Genomic DNA, 17319 nt, shown 5'->3' with positions numbered 1-17319 from the left:
GATCCCGTCACGCCGGTGTGACCGGCTCGGACACCCGGATCACGATCAGGCACGAGTCGTCCTCGGTGTCGGACGTCGCCTCGGCCAGCAGCTGGTCGCTGATCCGCTCCACGTCCGTGCCCGCGTGGCAGGCCGCGGCGGCCAGCCGGTCCAGGCTGTCGTCGAGCAGCACGCCGCGCCGTTCGATCAGCCCGTCGGTGAACAGGACCAGCGTGTCCGCCGGCCGCAGCTCCAGCACGGACTCCTCGAACCGCGCGGTCGGCCGCGCGCCGAGCAGGATGCCGCGCGGCAGGGGCAGCTGCTCGGTCACCCCGCCGCGCACCAGCATCGGCGGCAGGTGGCCGGCGCGGGCCCAGGTCAGCGTCCGGCTCTCCGGGTCGTACAGCCCGCACAACGCGGTGCCGGTGACACCGCGGTTCACCGTGAACGTCGTCGTGTTCAGCCATTCCAGCAGTTTTCCCGGGCTCGCCCCGGTCACCGCCAGCCCGCGCAGCGCGTTGCGCAACGCGATCATGCCGGTGGCCGCGCCGATCCCGTGCCCGGCGACGTCGCCGATCACGAGCAGGATCCGCCCGCTGGGCAGCACCGTCGCGTCGTACCAGTCGCCGCCGACCTTGTGCTCCTGCGCCGCGGGCCGGTACCGGACCGCGACGTCGAGCCCGTCCATCTCCACCGGGCGCGCCGCGGACGGCAGGATCGCCTGCTGCAGCTCCCGGGCGATCCGGTTCTGCTGCTGGGCCTCGTGTTCGGTGTCGGCGAGCCGGTCGCGCGTCGCGGTCAGCGCGACCTGGCTCTGGTACTGCGCGGACAGGTCCTGGTAGATCCCGCGCACCGCGACCAGTTGCCCGCTCTCCGACAACACCGGCTCGCCGTGCGCGCGGATCTGCCGGTGCGTGCCGTCCGGCCGGATCAGCCGGAACACCGTCGCGGCCTCCTGACGCGCCAGCAGCGTGGTCTGGAACGCCTCGGCGATCGGCAGGTCCTCGGGGTGGACGTAGGTGCACAGCTCGTCCCACGCGACCGGGCCCGCCGACGTCGGCAGCCCGAACAGCTCGAAGGTCTGCTCGGTCCACGTCATCTCGCCGGTGAGCACGCTGTGCTCCCAGCTGCCCAGCCGGGCGATGTGCTGCAGGTTGTGCAGCAGTTGCGCCAGCCGGTGGTCGTCGTGGCCGACGGTCAGCCCGATGCGCACCCCGTCCAGGAACCGGGTGATCCGCACGTCCACCGTCGCCGGGGTGGCCGCGCCGCCGGTCCGCGCGACCAGCGGGACCGGCCCGAGCCGCGCGGTCGCGCCGGTGGTGAGCACCTGCACCGCGCGGTCGGCGAGCCCGTACGCGCACAGCAGCGGGTACGCCCTGGTCAGCCCGCGGCCGATCAGTTCCGCGGGCTGCCGCCCGTGGGGGTCCGCGAAGTCCTCGCCGACCTGCGCGATCTCGAAGTCGGTCACCTGGCCGGACTCGTCCGAGCGCGGCCGGGCGAACAGGCCGGAGTCCAGCAGGCCCACCGTCGACGGCAGCGCTCCCGCCGGTTGCGTGCTGAGCACGATTTCCCGGCCACACAACGCGGCGAGCGCGGTGAGCCGTCGCTTCTGCTCCGGCGGGAACAGCGGCAGCGGCGCGGCCCAGACGAACTCCACGACACCGGCGATGCTGCGCGCGGTGGTCACCGGGACCACCGCCCGCGCCCCGCGCCGCTCGTCCGCCAGCAGTGGCACGGCGGGGGCGAATTCCACCTCGGGGATCCAGTGCGGACGCCGTTCCCGCGCCGCGCGTTGCGGCAGGCAGTCCATCAGCACCGGGAGGTGCCGCCAGCGGCTGGCCTCCAGCAGGTCGAGTCCGCTGTGGCCGGCGAGGCCCAGCGCGCCGTCCGGCCGCACCTGCCACACGGCGACCGCGGCCGCGCCCGCGGTGCGCCGGACTTCCTCCAGCAGAGCGGAATTCTCCGCGGAGGCGTCGGGCAGCCGGGCGAAGTCGGGAGCGTTTCCGGGCTCGGCGAGCGTCCGCGGCGGCCGGACCGCGCCCGCGACCAGGTCCGCGGCCAGCTCCGCCACGGTGATCCCGGTGCGCGTGGCGAGCTCGGCGAGGTGCGTGGCGGCCTCGGCGGGGGAGTAGCCGAGCCGTTCGACGAGGATGCCTTCGGCGACCGGGACGAGCAGCCCGCCGTCGCGGTCGGCGCGCAGCCGTTCGATTTCCTGCTGCTGGCATTCAACGACGGCGGCGAGCCCGGCGACTCGCGGATCGAGGTCGCTGGTCTGCGGCGGGTACTGGGCCGTCACTCGAGCCCCTCGGTCGCGGTGGGCGGACGAAACAAGTCTAGTGAAGTGGCGCTGGGATACGTGTCGCGCTACCAGTAGATTCCTCTTCTGCGGGGATTGTTCGCAAGAGCGGTTCCCAGAGCCTCACGGAATCGGAGTGCGCTGATGGCTGAGAGCCGGACCGCCCAGGCCAAGCGGGACCCGGGCCGAGGCGGTGAACGGGAGCTGGCCGATCCCCGGTTGCAGCAGCTGCTGGCCGGGCTGACCGCGGTGCGCGACGGCGATTTCGGCACGCGGCTGCCGCAGGTCGGCGACGAGCTGATGGACGAGATCGCGGCCGTCTTCAACGGCATGGTCGACCAGCTGTCGGTGTTCACGTCCGAGGTGACGCGGGTGGCGACCGAGGTGGGCACGGAGGGCAAGCTCGGGGGCCAGGCGCGGGTGCCCGGCGTGTCCGGGACCTGGGCGGACCTCACCGATTCGGTGAACGCGATGGCAGGCAACCTGACCGCTCAGGTGCGCGACATCGCGCAGGTCGCGACCGCGGTGGCGAAGGGCGACCTGTCGCAGAAGATCACGGTGGACGTCCAGGGCGAAATGCGGGAGCTGAAGGAAACCATCAACACGATGGTGGACCAGCTTTCGTCGTTCGCCGACGAAGTCACGAGAGTGGCGCGCGAAGTCGGCACCGAAGGAATTCTGGGCGGCCAGGCGGAAGTGCCCGGCGTTTCCGGAACCTGGAAGAACCTCACCACTTCGGTGAATTTCATGGCGGGAAATCTCACCGATCAGGTGCGCAACATCGCGCAGGTGACCACCGCCGTGGCGCGCGGCGATCTGTCGCAGAAGATCATGGTCGACGCGCGCGGGGAAATCCTGGAGCTGAAGAACACCATCAACACGATGGTGGACCAGCTTTCGTCGTTCGCCGACGAGGTCACCAGAGTGGCCCGCGAGGTCGGCACGGACGGCAGGCTGGGCGGTCAGGCGCAGGTGCCCGGCGTCGGCGGCACGTGGCGGGCGCTCACCGATTCGGTGAACTTCATGGCGGGCAACCTCACCGACCAGGTGCGGTCGATCGCCTCCGTGGCCACGGCGGTCGCCGACGGCGACCTGTCGCAGAAGATCACCGTCGACGCGCGCGGCGAGATCCTGGAGCTGAAGAACACCATCAACACGATGGTCGACCAGCTGTCGGCGTTCGCGGACGAGGTCACGCGCGTGGCCCGCGAGGTCGGCACCGAGGGCCGCCTCGGCGGTCAGGCGGACGTGAAGGGCGTGTCGGGCACCTGGAAGGCGCTCACCGAATCGGTGAACGTCATGGCCGCCAACCTGACCGACCAGGTGCGGTCGATCGCCGACGTGACCACCTCCGTCGCCAAGGGCGACCTGACGCAGAAGATCCGCGTCGACGCGCGCGGCGAGATCCTCGAGCTCAAGGAGACCATCAACACGATGGTCGACCAGCTGTCCGCGTTCGCCGACGAGGTCACGAAGGTGGCCCGCGAAGTGGGCACGCACGGCAACCTGGGCGGGCAGGCCAACGTCCGCGGCGTGTCGGGCACCTGGAAGGACCTGACCGACAACGTCAACGGGATGGCGTCCAACCTGACGAGCCAGGTGCGCTCGATCGCGCAGGTGGCCAGCTCGGTGGCGCAGGGCGACCTGTCGAAGAAGATCACCGTCGAGGCCAAGGGCGAGGTCGCCGCGCTGGCCGACACGATCAACACGATGGTCGACACGCTCGGCGCGTTCGCCGACGAGGTCACCAGAGTGGCCCGCGAGGTCGGCACCGAAGGGATCCTCGGCGGCCAGGCCCGCGTGCCCAACGTCGCGGGCACCTGGAAGGACCTCACCGACAACGTCAACTCGATGGCGAACAACCTGACCAACCAGGTGCGCAACATCGCCCAGGTGACGACCGCCGTCGCGGACGGCGACCTGACCAAGAAGATCGACGTCGACGCCCGCGGCGAGATCCTCGAGCTGAAGACGACGATCAACACCATGGTCGACACCCTCGGCTCGTTCGCCGCCGAGGTGACCCGCGTGGCCCGCGAGGTGGGCAGCGAGGGACGGCTGGGCGGCCAGGCCGAGGTCGAGGGCGTGTCCGGCACCTGGAAGCGGCTCACCGAGAACGTCAACGAGCTGGCGGGCAACCTGACCCGCCAGGTGCGCGCGATCGCCGAGGTGGCCAGCGCCGTCGCCACCGGCGACCTGACCCGCTCGATCTCGGTCGAGGCGCAGGGCGAGGTCGCCGAGCTCAAGGACAACATCAACTCGATGGTGCGGTCGCTGCGCGAGACCACGCACGCCAACCAGGAACAGGACTGGCTCAAGACCAACCTGGCGCGCATCGCCGGGCTGATGCAGGGCCACCGCGACCTGGCCACCGTCGCCGAGCTGGTGCTGGACGAGCTGGTGCCGCTGGTGAACGCGCAGCAGGGCACGTTCTTCCTGAGCAGCGGGCAGAACGGCAGCGGGCGGCTGCGGCTGATCGCCACCTACGGCGCGCACTCCACCGAGGAGCTGGTGCGGGAGGTGGAGGTCGGTCAGACGCTCATCGGCCAGGCGGCCCGCACCCGGCGGCCGATCATCGTCGACAAGACCCCGCCCGGGTACGTGCGGATCTCCTCCAGCCTCGGCGAGGCGCCGCCGGTGAACCTCGTCGTGCTGCCGGTGACGTTCGAGGACCGCACCCTCGGCGTGATCGAGCTGGCGTCGTTCGAGCGGTTCACCCAGGCGCAGCGCGACCTGCTGGACCAGCTGGGCGAGACGATCGGCGTCAACGTCAACACGATCGTGGCGAGTTCGCGCACGGACTCCCTGCTCGAGGAGTCGCAGCGGCTCGCCGCCGAGCTACGGGTCCAGCAGGAGGAACTGCAGCGCTCGAACGCCGAGCTGGCCGAGAAGGCGACGCTGCTGGCCCGCCAGAACCGCGACATCGAGGTCAAGAACACCGAGATCGAGCAGGCCAGGCGGGAGATCGAGGAGCGCGCCGAACAGCTCGCGCTCGCCTCGAAGTACAAGTCCGAGTTCCTCGCGAACATGTCGCACGAGCTGCGCACGCCGCTCAACAGCCTGTTGATCCTGGCGAAGCTGCTCGCTCAGAACCCCAGCCGCAACCTCACCGCCAAGCAGGTGGAGTACGCCGAGGTGATCCACTCGGCCGGTTCGGACCTGTTGCAGATGATCAACGACATCCTCGACCTGTCCAAGGTGGAGGCCGGGCGGATGGACATCCACCCGGAGCCGTTCGCGCTGAACCAGCTGCTGGACTACGTCGAGGCCACGTTCCAGCCGCTGACCGCGGAGAAGGGGCTGACCTTCGCGGTCACCGCCGACCAGGACGTGCCGCACGAGCTGGTGACCGACCAGCAGCGGTTGCGGCAGGTGCTGCGGAACCTGCTGTCCAACGCGGTCAAATTCACCGACCACGGCCGGGTCGAACTGCGCGTGCGGATGGCCCGCGACGAGGAGCTGCCCGCAGGCACCAGCGGCCCGGTGGTGGCGTTCGCGGTCACCGACACCGGCATCGGCATCGCGAAGGAGAACCTGAGCGCCATCTTCGCCGCGTTCCAACAGGCCGACGGCACCACCAGCCGCCGCTACGGCGGCACCGGACTCGGGTTGTCCATCAGCAACGAGGTGGTCTACCGGCTCGGCGGCGAGATCCGCGCGGAGAGCGAGCTCGGCGAGGGCAGCACGTTCACGCTGTTCCTGCCGCTGGGCAAGCCCCCCGGCGACGGCCTGCCCGCGCCGGTGGCCGCCGAGGTCGAGGTGCCCGAGCCGGCGGCGGAGGTCTCACGCGAGACGCCCGGCAAGCGGCAGGTGCTCGTCGTCGAGTCGGCGGGCACCGGGCTGCTGTCGCTGCTGGCGAGCAGCGCCGCCGCCGACCTCGCCGACACCCACGGCACGGTCACGGTCGCCACGGTGAGCACGGCGGAGCAGGCGACGAACGTCCTGCTCAGCCGCCCGCACCACTGCGTCGTGCTGGACGTCAGCCTGCCCGAGGGCGGCGCGTTCGCCGTGCTGGACGCGCTGGCCGACCACCCCGACCTGCGTTCGGTCCCGGTGCTCGCGCACCCGTCCCGCAAGCTGACGCCGGACCAGGAGAGCCTGGTCCAGACCCGCGCGGCGATGCAGCCGCTGGAGCTGCTGCCCTCGCTGGACGAGCTGCGCGAACGGATCGCGCTGCACCTGTCCGCCGACCAGCCGGACGACGTCATCCCGCTGACCCAGCCGCGCTCGCCGCTGTCGTCGCTGACCCGGCCGGTCGACGACCGGCCGGTGGACGAGCCGTTGCGCGGGCACAAGGTGCTGATCGTGGAGGACGACCCGCGCAACGTGTTCGCGCTGCGCGGCGCGCTGGAGAGCTACGGGCTGGACGTGCGGCACGCGGTGAACGGGCGCAAGGGCATCGACGTGCTGCTCGCCGAGGACGGCATCGAGCTGGTCCTGATGGACGTGATGATGCCGGAGATGGACGGCTACGCGGCCACGGCGGCGATCCGGGAGATCCCGCGGTTCGCCGACATGCCGATCATCGCCGTCACCGCGAAGGCGATGCAGGGCGACCGGGAGAAGGCGCTCGCGTCCGGGGCCAGCGACTACCTGACGAAACCGGTCGACGCGGAGGAGCTGCTCCAATGCCTGCGGCGGTGGCTGCCGGAGGTGCGGGCCTGACCCGGGCGGCGGATCCGGCGAAGGAGGTGTTCCGCCGGGGCGTGCGGGAGTGGAGGATGGGTGCGTGCAGGCACCCGATCCACTGAACCCGCGCGATCCGGCCGGCGACCCCGTCGACGGCGTCGCGGTCGCCGTCGAACGGCACGGCAAGGCCGTCGTGGTCCAGGTCAGCGGCGAACTCGACCTCCTGACGACGCCGCGGCTGGACGACGCGGCGAGCCAGGCGCTGCGCGAGCAGCCGTCGCTGCTGGTGCTCGACCTGACGGGGGTCACGTTCCTGGGTTCGGCCGGCATGGCCTCGCTCGTCGCCGTGCGGCAGGCCGCGGGGGACGACCTGCCGATCCGCCTCGCCGCCGCGGACCCGGTCGTGGTGCGCGCGATGGAGGTCGTCGGCCTCGACGAGGAGTTCCCCCTGTACCCGACGTGCGAGGACGCGCTGGCCGGCTGACCGGCGGGCAGCCCGCGCCGTCCCGGCCCGCGGCACTGCGCTCGAGGCCGGGAAAGCCCTTTCACGGCAGCGGCGCCGCCGCGCCCAGGCCCTGCTCCGCGGCCGCCGCGCGGACCGCGTCGATCACCAGCTGCAGGGACGGCCGTGCGGACGCCGTGCGGTGCGCGATCGACACCGTGCGCATCGGCGGTTCGGTCAGCGCCAGGATGTCCACCCCGGGCGGCCGCAGCGACAGGCCCAGGTCCGACACCAGCGTGACCCCGAGCCCGGCGGCCACCATCGCCAGCGCGGTCGCTTGCTCGCCGACCTCGTGGTTGATCTTCGGCTCGAACCCGTGCCGCTGGCACGCCAGCCGCACCGCCCGGCCGAAGTGCGAGCGTGGCCCGGCCAGTATCCACGGGTGCTCGGCCAGCTCGGTCAGGCTCACCGTGCTGGCAGGCACCGTGCCGCCCGGAACTGCCGCGTGCAGCCGTTCGACCGCGATCACCACCCGCGTCAGCGCCGGGTCCCACGGCATCGGGTAGTCGGAGTAGTCGATGACGAACGAGAAGTCGAGCGCGCCGTCCCGCACCGCGCCCGCGGTTTCCTCCGGCGCCAGCTCCTTCGTGCGCACCTCGATCCCCGGGTGTTCCCGCGCCAGCGCGGACAACGCGAACGGCAGCAACCCGGACGCCACCGACGCCCACACCCCCGCGGTCAACCGCGCGGTGACGCCCTCCTGAGCCTCCTCCAGAGCCATGGTGGCCCGTTCGACGGACTTGAGGATCTCCTCGGCGTGCTCGGTCAGCACCACGCCCAGCTCGGTCAGCTGGACCCGCCTGCCGAGCCGCTCGAACAGCTTGGCCCCGACGTCCCGTTCCAGTTGCGCGAGCTGCTGCGAGACGGCCGATGCGGTGTAGTGCAGGGCGGCCGCGGCCGCGGTGACCGTCCCGCGGCGGTGCAGCTCCCGAAGCATCCGCAACCGGTGCAGCGACAGCTCCATGCCGCCCAGGGTAGGTAAGGATCACCTGCTGTGCAGGGAACGTGAACGGAACCGTGCATGATCCCTAACTGGACGTCTCCGGGAAGCCTGCCGCACCCTGGTGTCAGCGGGAATGGATCTCCCGATTCCACCCAGACCGGCGACCGAAGCCACCGCGCGTGGCGGAGGCGGGCTGTGCTGCGCCCGGAATCGGCGACAGGCTTGGAGGGGACAGTTGACCACGATGCAGGATCCGCGGGGGCTCGCCGGCGAGCGGACCAGCCCGCGCACGCAAGAGCCGATGCTGCGGCTGACCTGGACCGACCCGGTCACCGGCACCCACGGCTACCTCGTGGTGCACACGCTGGTTTCCGGCCTGGCCACGGGCGGCACCCGGATGCGCGCCGGCTGCACGCTGTCCGAGGTCGAGGACCTGGCGCGCGGCATGGCGGCCAAGACCGCGACGTTCGACCTGCCGGTGGGCGGGGCGAAGGGCGGGATCGACTTCGACCCGAAGGACCCGGGGGCCGTCGGGGTGCTGGAGCGGTTCTGCCAGGCGATGCGCCCGTGGCTGGACGCGCACTGGGTGACCGCCGAGGACCTCGGGGTGCCGCAGCACCTCATCGACGACGTCTTCGAGCGGCTCGGGCTGGAGCAGTCGTACCACGCCGCCATCCGCCGTTCGCCCGATCCGGCGCGGACGCTGCGGCGCGTGCACGCGGGGTTGAACGCGCCGGTGCCGGGCGGGCTGCTGCTCGGTGACGTGGTCGGCGGTTACGGCGTCGCGCAGGCCTGTCTCGGCGCGGCGAGCGCGTGGGGCTGGGAGCCGGCCGCCACGACCGTGGCGATCCAGGGCATCGGCACGATGGGCGGTGGCGCGGCCTGGTACCTGCACGAGGCGGGCATGCGGGTGGTCGCCGTCGCCGACGCGGCCGGGACGCTGTACGACCCGGCGGGGCTGGACGTGCCCGCGCTGCTGGAGCTGCGGGACGCCTACGGCGAGGTGGACCGCTCGCGGCTGCCCGGCTCGGTCCGGCAGCTGGCGCGCGACGCGGTGGTCGGGGTGTCGGCGGACATCCTGGTGCCGGCGGCGATTTCCTACGCGCTGACGCCGGACAACGTCGCGGACGTCGCGGCGAAGGTCGTGGTGGAAGCGGCCAACGCGGCGACCACGCCCGAGGCCGAGGCGATGCTCGCCGCGCGCGGTGTCCCGGTGGTCCCGGACTTCGTGGCGAACGCGGGCGCCGCGGCGTGGGCGTGGTGGCTGCTGCTGGGGCAGGTGGGCGCCGACCCGGTCGACTCGTTCCACCGGCTGCAGACGGAAATGCGGTCGAAGGTGGCGCTGCTGCTGGCCGCCTGGTTCGCCGACGGGGTCCCGCCGCGCGCGACGGCGGAAGAACTGGCCGCCGCGAACCGCGCCGCCCGCCTCGCCGCTGGCGATGCTGGGGTCACGATCCCCTGAACGCGCTGAAGGGCCGCGGCGAACCGCGCTGAACTGGCGACGTCGGGCCGCGATTCCCGGAACACGCTGAAGGGCCCTTCGCGACGGTGCGAAGGGCCCTTCACTGCGTGTCGACACGTTAATTCCGGCCTGGTTCGCCGACGGGGAGGTGAACCAGGTCCGGTATCCAATCGGCGATTGCGGCCTTCGGAGCCGCCGTCGGCGGGACCGTAGGGCCTGGACCTCGTAGTGCCCGGGCACCTCGGGGTCTGCCCCATACAGTGCCCGATGGCTCAGGCCGGATCCAGGGCCTAAGGTCCCTTTTCACTCGTCCGGCATGCTCTCGGCCATGGACCACCCGCTGCGCGACATCCGCGCCACCCGAGTGTTCGCCGACCGGCCGGTGCCCAGGGACCTCGTCGTGGACCTGGTCGAGACGGCGCGCTGGACCGGTTCCGCGCGGAACCGCCAGCCGTGGCGGCTCGTCTCGGTGACCGACCCCGCGGTGCGGCACGCGCTGGCCCGCCTCGGGCAGTACGCGCTGCCGCTGTCGGCGGCCCCGGTCGCGCTCGTGTTGCTGTCCGATTCGGAAGCCGGTGCGGACACCGAGTTCGACCTGGGGCGGCTGTGCCAGACACTCGTCGTGGCGGCGCACTTCGCCGGACTGGGCAGCTGTCCGGTCTCGTTGTACCCCAAGGCCAACGCGGTGGAGGCGGCCGCGCTCACCGGCCACGGGCACCCGTGGCGCGCGCACCACGCGCTCGCGCTGGGCTGGCCGGGGGAGCGCCTGCGAGGCCGGTCCGCCGTGCCGGTCGGGCGCAAGGCGCTGGCGGACGTGTTCTCGGAGCTGTAGCGCGCTCAGGCCAGCGGCTCGGCCCGAGCGGTCCAGCGGCCTTCGGTGCGGGTGATGCGCACGGGGTGGTCGAAGCACTTGCTGATGTGGTCGGTGGTCACCACCTCGTCGGCCGTCCCGGACGCCAGGCACTGGCCTTCGCGCAGCAGGAGCGCGTGCGTGGTGCTCGCGGGCAGCTCCTCCAGGTGGTGGGTGACCAGCACGGTCGCCAGCTCCGGGTGGTCCCGCCGCAGAGCGTCCACACTGGACAGCAGTTGCTCGCGCGCTGCGACGTCCAGGCCCGTCGCCGGTTCGTCGAGCAGCAGCAGGCGCGGCGACGGCATCAGGGCGCGGGCGATCAGCGCCCGGCCGCGCTCGCCCTGGGACAGGGTCGGCCAGCGGGCATCGCGTTGTCCGGCGAGGCCCAGCATCCGGATCAGGCGCTCGGCGCGTTCCCGCTCCGCCGCGGCCGGCTGCCAGCGCGGCACCAGTTCGGTCGTGTTCGTGAGCCCGGTCAGGACCACCTCGAACACCGACAGCGGCGAGGTCAGCGGGTGCCGCGGGTTGATGTGCCCGAGGAACGACCGCAGCTTGCGCATGTCGACCCGGCCCAGCCGGTGCCCGAGCACGTCGACCGTCCCGCGTGTCGGGTGGGTGAGCGCCCCCAGCAGCCCGAGCAGCGTGCTCTTGCCCGCGCCGTTCGCGCCGAGCAGCGCCCAGTGCTCGCCCTCGCGCACGGTCAGCGAGATCGACCGGAGCAGGTACCGGCCGTCGCGGACGAGATCGACATCGCTCACCTGCAGCACGGGCGTCATGTCCGCACGGTACCAAGTCCTCAGACGTCTGATGAAAACGGACATCCGATAACCTCCCGGAATGGATCGGGTGGAGACGCGAGAACTCGCCTACTTCGTCGCCGTGGCGGAGACCCTGCACTTCGGTCGCGCGGCGGAAGGGCTGGGACTGGCCCAGCCTGCTCTGTCGAAGGCCGTGCGGTCGCTGGAGCGACGGCTGGAGGTCACGTTGTTCGACCGCACGAGCAGGCGGGTCGAACTCACCCCGGCCGGCGAGGTCCTGCTCGACGAGGCGCGGAAGGCGCTGGCGGCCGTCGCGGCGGCGGCCCGGCGCACGCAGCGGGCCGGGCGTGGCGTGCCCTACCTCGCCCTGGCCGCCAAACCCGGCGGCGACGCGGGGCTGCTGCCGCCGATCCTGCGCCGCTACGAGAGCGACCCCGCCGCGGTGCCGGTCGAACTCGTCACCGCGCACGAGGACAGGGTGTCCCTGCTGCGCGACGGGCGCGCGGACGTCGCCCTGCTGCACACCCCCTTCGACGACGCGGGTGGGTTGGAGACGGAGGAGCTGCGCGCCGAGCCGAGGTCGGCGCTGCTGCCGCCGGAACACCGCCTGGCGCGCCGGTCGATCCTGCAGCTGAGCGACCTGCGCGGCGAGCCGGTCGGGCGATGGGCCGGTTACCCGGACGACGGTGGTGTCGAGGTGACGGACCTGGCGAAGCTGCTGCGCGTGACCTCGCGCGGGCGGGCCGTCGCGCTGCTGCCGCAGTCGGTGCTGGACGCGCTGGACCACAACCTGGTGACGGTGCCGGTGGTGGATGCCGCCCCCGCGCGGCTGCTGCTCGCCTGGCCGCAGGGCACCCGGTCACCCGCGATCTCGGCCCTGGCCAGGGCGGCGCGCGAGGTGGCGGCGGAACACCGCACCGCGGCCAAGCCGGTGCGCGCGGCAGGCATGGCGGCGCGGGTGGGCGGACGCTGACGCGGCTCGCCGGGCCGGAGCTCCGGACGGCAGGCCCGGCGGGAATGGCCGAGTCGGCGGCCGCTGTTTCGGCTTGCCGCGCAGGTCCTACGTAGGCACCCGCTCGAGCAGCAGGGTGCTCGCCTGCCGCACCCATCGGCCGGGGCGGCGCGGGAGGTGGCCGCGGAACGCGCCCAGGCCAGTGCGGGCCCCACGCCCGGTGAGAATGGCTGAGTGGGTGGGCGCTGGTTCGGTTCGTTGGCCGGGCCCTGCCTTTGGTCTGCGCTGAAGCTGAGCAGCAGCGTGCTCGCCTGCCGTAGGGCGTCGGCCATGGGCGGTGCGGGAGGCGGCGGACTGCCGAACCCGCGGCCAGGCCGTAGCGCCCCGGCAGGCATGGCCGAGCGGGTGGGCGCTGGTTCGGTTCGTCGGCCAAGCCCTGCCTTTGGCCGTGGGCCGAAGCCGAGCAGCAGCGTGCTCACCTGCCGCAGGGAGTCGGCCGGGGTGGCGGCGGAACTCCGCCCAGGCCGGGCGCGCCGCGCGCCCGCCGGGCATTCAGCATGCGCGATCAGCGTTGGCCGAGGCGGCACGCCGCACGAAGACCAGGCGCGTGCGACTCTCGCGCCGTTCCGGCGATGCGTCGCGGCCCAGGGCTAAGCCCCGCTGAGCACCCGCCCGACGGCGCCGAGCAGCACGGCGCTCGCCTGGTCGCCCGGGTCCGGGAGGTAGCCCCGCGGCGGGTTCCAGTGCGTGGCGAGCACCAGCCCGGGCGGGACGAGCTCGGTGCCGTCGAACAGCGCCGCCACCTCGGCCCGCCCGCGCACCTGCGCGGACTGCCGCACCTTGGCGTTGTAGGTGTCGCGCAGCTCTTCCTGCCTGCGCTGCAGCCCTTCGTCCTCCGGGGTCGTGATGTGCGTGAGCGCCAGGTAGCTGCCCGGCGCGAGCCGGTCGACGTAGCGCCGCACCAGGGGGCGCACGTCGCCCGGCACGAAGGGCAGCACGGACACCATCAGCAGCCCCACGGGCTGGCCGAAGTCCAGGAGCCCGGCCCGCTCGAAGATCGCCTCCGGCTCGCGCGCGTCGGCCAGCAGGCAGGCCGCGTCCGGCTCCCCGGCGAGCAGGTCGTTGCTCACCTCGACCGTGCGCGGATCCAGGTCGACGTAGACCACCCGCGAACCCGGCGCGTACCGCTGGGCGATCTCGTGCACGTTGCCCGCCACCGGGTAGCCGGAGCCGATGTCCAGGAACTGCCGGATCCCGTGCCCGGTCATCCAGCGGACCACACGCTGCAGGAAGTCCCGGTTGTAGCGCGCGACGCGCCCGGCGAGCGGGAAGACCTTCTGGGCCGCGATCGCCACCTCGGCGTCGCACGGCAGGTGGTGGTGCCCGTTCAGGTACCAGTCGTACACGCCCGCGGCCGTCGCCGTGGTGCGTTCCTGCTGGGTCATCGGCGATCACCACCAGTCCGGCGTGCTGCGAATCCGCTCAGTCTGGCACGGCGGTCAACGGTCGGGAGGGCTCCAGCGAGCGGCGGCGGTGGCCGCGCGGACCGACAGCCCGGCCGGCATGAGCCGGAGCACCGCGTTGCGTGCCGCGACGGCAAGCGGGTTCTTCAGCTGGGCGCCCAGCCGCCCGGCCTGGTCGGACCGGCGCGCGATCGCCTGGCTGCGCGGGCGGCGTTCGCGGTCGTACGCCCTCAGCGCGTCGTCGACCGACGCGTGCCGGACGGTCGCGGCGGCGAGCACGACCGCGTCTTCGATGGCCTGGCAGCCGCCCTGGCCCAGGTACGGCGACATGGCGTGGGCGGCGTCGCCGAGCAACGCGACCCGCCCGCGGACGTACGTCGGCAGGGGAGTGCGCAGCGCGAGCAGATCGTGCTGGAGGAACCGCTCGCCCGGCGTCGCCTCGATCAGGCTCGGCAGCGGTTCGGGCCAGTCGCCGAAGTGGCGCCGCAGGAAGGCTTTCGGGTCCGCGGGCCGGACGCCGCGGGGCGACTCGCACGCCAGGTACCAGTACAGCCGGCCGCCGGTCAGCGGCACCATCCCGACCTCGGTGCCCGGCCCGAGCAGACCGGACAGCTCGAGCGGCCCCGGATCGTCGAGGATCGCCCGGAATGCGGTGTGCCCGGTGTGGACCGGGCCGGGGTGGCCTGGCCAGAGCGCGGAGCGGACGGCGCTGTGCACGCCGTCGGCCGCCACGACCAGATCGGCGCTGAGCTCGCCGCCGTCCCAGCGCACCCGGCCGTCGCCGGTCACCGCGGTGACGGTGGTGCCCGCCCGCAGGTCCGCGGCCGGGATGGCCTCGCGCAGCAGGTCGAGGAGCTGGGCGCGGGCGATGCCGAGGAGCGGTTTGCCCAGCGCGCGTTCGAACCGGGCGCCGTCGACCTCGGTCAGCAGGCGCCCGTGGTGGTCCCGCAGCCGTCCGCTGACCTGCGGCACGGCGAGCGGCGCCAGGTCGAGGCCGAGCGACTCCAGGGCGCGCAAAGCGTTGGGCCACAACGTGATGCCCGCGCCGACCTCGGCGAACCGCGGCGCTCGTTCGAAGACGGCGACCTCCCAGCCCGCCCGGCGCAACCCGATCGCAGCGCTCAACCCGCCGATGCCGCCGCCGATCACCGCTGCTGTTCGCACGCCGGTGACTCTACGCCTGTAGAGTCACCGGCGTGCGCGTGACGTCGATCGCCGACGCGGCCATCGAGGTGGTCGCCGCGGAGGGGATGCGCGGCCTGACCCACCGCGCCGTCGACCGGGCCGCGGGGTTGCCGCCCGGGTCGACCTCGTACTACGCCCGCACCAGGGCGGCGCTGCTGGAGCTGGCGGTGGGGCGGATCGCCGAACTCGACGACGCGTCGCTGACGGTGGCGGACGACGAGTTGGCGCCGGCGCTCGCGCGGTTCCTGCACGCCGCGATGACGACCGGCCGCACGCGGCTGGTGGCGCGCTACGAGTTCGCGCTGGAGGCCACGCGACGGCCCGAGCTGCGGGCGATCTACGACCGGGTGGGGCAGCGATTCCGCGACAGCTGCGCCGAACTGCTGGCGCGCGCGGGCTCCCCGGACCCGGCGCGGCACACGCGGATGCTGATCGCCTGGTGCGACGGGGTGCTGTTCGATTCGGTGGCCGGCGCCGGGGTGGCTCGCGCGCCGGAGTTGGCGGAGCTGGAGCTGAGCACGGCCGAGTTCGTGGCGCTACTGCTGGGGGTTGGTGCCTGGCCGGTGGGGCGGTGATCTCCGCCTGTTGATCGCTGGTGCGTGGGGCGGCTCGGGCGCTGGAGCTGGCGGAGTTGGGGTTGAGCGCGGCCCGAGTTCGTGGCGCTGCTGCCTGGGGTCGGTGCCTGGGGTCGGTGCCTGGCCTGTGGGGCGGTGATCTTCGCCTGTTGATCCCTGGTGGGTGGGCGGCCTGGGCGCTGGAGTTGGCGGAGCTGGGTTGAGCGCGGCTGAGTTCGTGGTGGCGCTGTTGCCGGGGGGCGCCTGGGCGCGGGCGGGGAGGTCATCCCCACCTGCTGATCCCTGGAGTTGGCGGAGTTGACGCGCGGCACGGCTGAGTTTGTGGCGCTGCTGCCGGGGGTCGTGCTCCGCGCCCGGCCGCTGCCGGGAACAGTTTCCGTCTGCTGATCGCTTGGCGCGTGCGCCTCAGCGCTTCCGTCGCTTGCCGAACGACTCCATCTCGGCGACCTGCCGTCGCGCCTCGTCGGCGGTCTTGTTCGCTGCGGTCGCGGTCTTGCGGGCGGCGGTGAGCTCCTTGCGCACTGCGCGTTCTTCGCGGCTCGCGTCGTCCAGTTGCGAGCGCAGCTCGGCCACCCGCGCCGCGGCCTTGTCGGCCCGGGCGCTCACCTCGTCGAGCGCCTGCTGAGCCTCGTCGCGGGCTGCCTCCGCCTCGTCGGCCTTCGCGCGGGCCTCTTCGCGTGCGGCCTGCCGACGCTCGGCTTCCGGGTCTCGTTTCGGCGGTTTCGGGGCCGGCGCAGGCGCGTCTTTGCGCTTGGGGGAAGCAGCCAGCGCGGCCGCCAGCCAATCCTCCGAAGAGGACGGTTCCAGCGCCGCGGAAAGCCGTCCCGCGGCCACTTCCGCCGCCGCGTCCGGATCGGACACCGCCGCCTCGAACGTGTCCTCCACCTGGCGCATCGCGACGTCGCTGTAGGGGACGCCCGCCTCGCCGGCGACGCCACCCGCCCGTCCGCTCAGCCGCCGGATCAGCTCGTTGCGCTGCCGCGACAACGTGCGCAGCTCGTCGCCCGCCAGCTTCTGGTGCGCCGTGCGCAACCGCGCGCCGAGGTCCGCGAGCTGCCCGATCTCGTCCGGATGCCGCCGGCTCACCTGGTTCACCAGCCACGCGGCGACGGTCGGTTTGCGCAGCTGGCTGATGCGCTTGGCGAGCTCGGGGTCGCGGCCCTTCGCCTCCTTGGCCCGCTCGGTGCGGGCCGGCGTGAACTCGTCCCGGGGCAGCGCGTACAGCTCGTCGGCGACCGCGTCGAACCCCCGGGACGTCATGCCTCCATCATCGGCTCGCCGGCGACCACCGGCAAACCGTCATTCGGCCTGCTGCTGCTTCGCGATCTCCGCGCGCACCTGGTCCATGTCGACCTCGCGCAGCTTGCCGATCAGCTCCTCGAGGCTCTGCTCGGGCAGCGCGCCCGGCTGGGCGTAGAGCACGACGCCGTCCCGCACCGCCATCAGCGTCGGGATCGACTGGATGCCGAAGGCCTGGGCCAGCTCGGTCTGGTCCTCGGTGTCGACCTTGCCGAACACGATGTCGTCGTGCCGGTCGGCCGCACCCTCGAACACGGGCGCGAACATCCGGCACGGCCCGCACCAGGCCGCCCAGAAGTCGACGAGCACCATGCCGTCGGAGTTGACGACCTCTTCGAAGTTGTCCTTGGTCAGCGTTACCGTCGCCATGAGCGGTGCAACACGCCCCGGCCGTCACCTATTCCGGGTAGCACCGGTCACCACAAG

Annotated in this window: 13 protein-coding genes; 6 read left to right on the top strand and 7 right to left on the bottom strand. The window is 72.8% G+C overall.

All coding sequences use genetic code 11. The features are described 5' to 3' along the window. Positions 1–7: 7 nt before the first annotated feature. Complete coding sequence (locus AMYTH_RS0122020) at positions 8–2275, bottom strand: SpoIIE family protein phosphatase (RefSeq protein WP_027932144.1); 2268 nt, start codon at positions 2273–2275, stop codon at positions 8–10. 144 nt (positions 2276–2419) lie between these two features. Between AMYTH_RS0122020 and AMYTH_RS0122015 the strand changes: the two genes are divergently transcribed. Together AMYTH_RS0122015 and AMYTH_RS0122010 are read left to right on the top strand one after the other, a co-directional pair. Beyond that, entirely contained in the window at positions 2420–6940 is a 4521-nt protein-coding gene (locus tag AMYTH_RS0122015) for a HAMP domain-containing protein (RefSeq protein ID WP_027932143.1), read from the top strand. 64 nt (positions 6941–7004) lie between these two features. Beyond that, on the top strand, positions 7005–7388 hold the full coding sequence (locus AMYTH_RS0122010; protein WP_027932142.1) for an STAS domain-containing protein: 384 nt from the start codon (positions 7005–7007) through the stop codon (positions 7386–7388). 61 nt (positions 7389–7449) lie between these two features. Here the strand turns inward: AMYTH_RS0122010 and AMYTH_RS0122005 are convergent, their stop codons facing one another. Next, entirely contained in the window at positions 7450–8370 is a 921-nt protein-coding gene (locus AMYTH_RS0122005) for a LysR family transcriptional regulator (protein ID WP_027932141.1), read from the bottom strand. A gap of 223 nt (positions 8371–8593) precedes the next feature. Between AMYTH_RS0122005 and AMYTH_RS0122000 the strand changes: the two genes are divergently transcribed. Beyond that, a complete protein-coding gene (locus AMYTH_RS0122000; RefSeq protein ID WP_051362771.1) occupies positions 8594–9811 on the top strand; it encodes a Glu/Leu/Phe/Val dehydrogenase dimerization domain-containing protein in 1218 nt (405 codons plus the stop codon). 328 nt (positions 9812–10139) lie between these two features. After that, on the top strand, positions 10140–10643 hold the full coding sequence (locus AMYTH_RS0121995; protein ID WP_037323984.1) for a nitroreductase family protein: 504 nt from the start codon (positions 10140–10142) through the stop codon (positions 10641–10643). A gap of 5 nt (positions 10644–10648) precedes the next feature. Here the strand turns inward: AMYTH_RS0121995 and AMYTH_RS0121990 are convergent, their stop codons facing one another. Then, entirely contained in the window at positions 10649–11437 is a 789-nt protein-coding gene (locus tag AMYTH_RS0121990) for an ABC transporter ATP-binding protein (protein ID WP_027932138.1), read from the bottom strand. A 61-nt stretch (positions 11438–11498) separates the two neighbouring features. On the opposite strand from AMYTH_RS0121990, the gene AMYTH_RS0121985 reads away from it, so the two are divergent. After that, positions 11499–12392 carry a LysR family transcriptional regulator gene (locus AMYTH_RS0121985; protein WP_027932137.1) on the top strand — a complete coding sequence of 298 codons (894 nt, stop codon included), beginning with the start codon at positions 11499–11501 and terminating at the stop codon, positions 12390–12392. 629 nt (positions 12393–13021) lie between these two features. Here the strand turns inward: AMYTH_RS0121985 and AMYTH_RS45400 are convergent. Together AMYTH_RS45400 and AMYTH_RS0121975 are read right to left on the bottom strand one after the other, a co-directional pair. Beyond that, entirely contained in the window at positions 13022–13816 is a 795-nt protein-coding gene (locus AMYTH_RS45400; protein WP_051362770.1) for an SAM-dependent methyltransferase, read from the bottom strand. A 54-nt stretch (positions 13817–13870) separates the two neighbouring features. Beyond that, positions 13871–14998, bottom strand: coding sequence for an FAD-dependent monooxygenase (locus AMYTH_RS0121975; RefSeq protein WP_027932136.1), 1128 nt, complete (start codon positions 14996–14998; stop codon positions 13871–13873). Positions 14999–15030: 32 nt separating this feature from the next. On the opposite strand from AMYTH_RS0121975, the gene AMYTH_RS0121970 reads away from it, so the two are divergent. Next, positions 15031–15594, top strand: coding sequence for a TetR/AcrR family transcriptional regulator (locus AMYTH_RS0121970; protein ID WP_027932135.1), 564 nt, complete (start codon positions 15031–15033; stop codon positions 15592–15594). A gap of 405 nt (positions 15595–15999) precedes the next feature. On the opposite strand, the gene AMYTH_RS0121965 is transcribed toward AMYTH_RS0121970, so the two are convergent. After that, entirely contained in the window at positions 16000–16854 is an 855-nt protein-coding gene (locus AMYTH_RS0121965) for a hypothetical protein (RefSeq protein ID WP_027932134.1), read from the bottom strand. Positions 16855–16893: 39 nt separating this feature from the next. Then, a complete protein-coding gene (gene trxA / locus AMYTH_RS0121960) occupies positions 16894–17262 on the bottom strand; it encodes a thioredoxin (RefSeq protein WP_017987207.1) in 369 nt (122 codons plus the stop codon). Positions 17263–17319: the final 57 nt, after the last annotated feature.

The sequence above is a fragment of the Amycolatopsis thermoflava N1165 genome (assembly GCF_000473265.1).
Taxonomy (GTDB): Bacteria; Actinomycetota; Actinomycetes; order Mycobacteriales; family Pseudonocardiaceae; genus Amycolatopsis_E; species Amycolatopsis_E thermoflava.
This window is presented reverse-complemented; position numbering and strand designations above follow the sequence as displayed.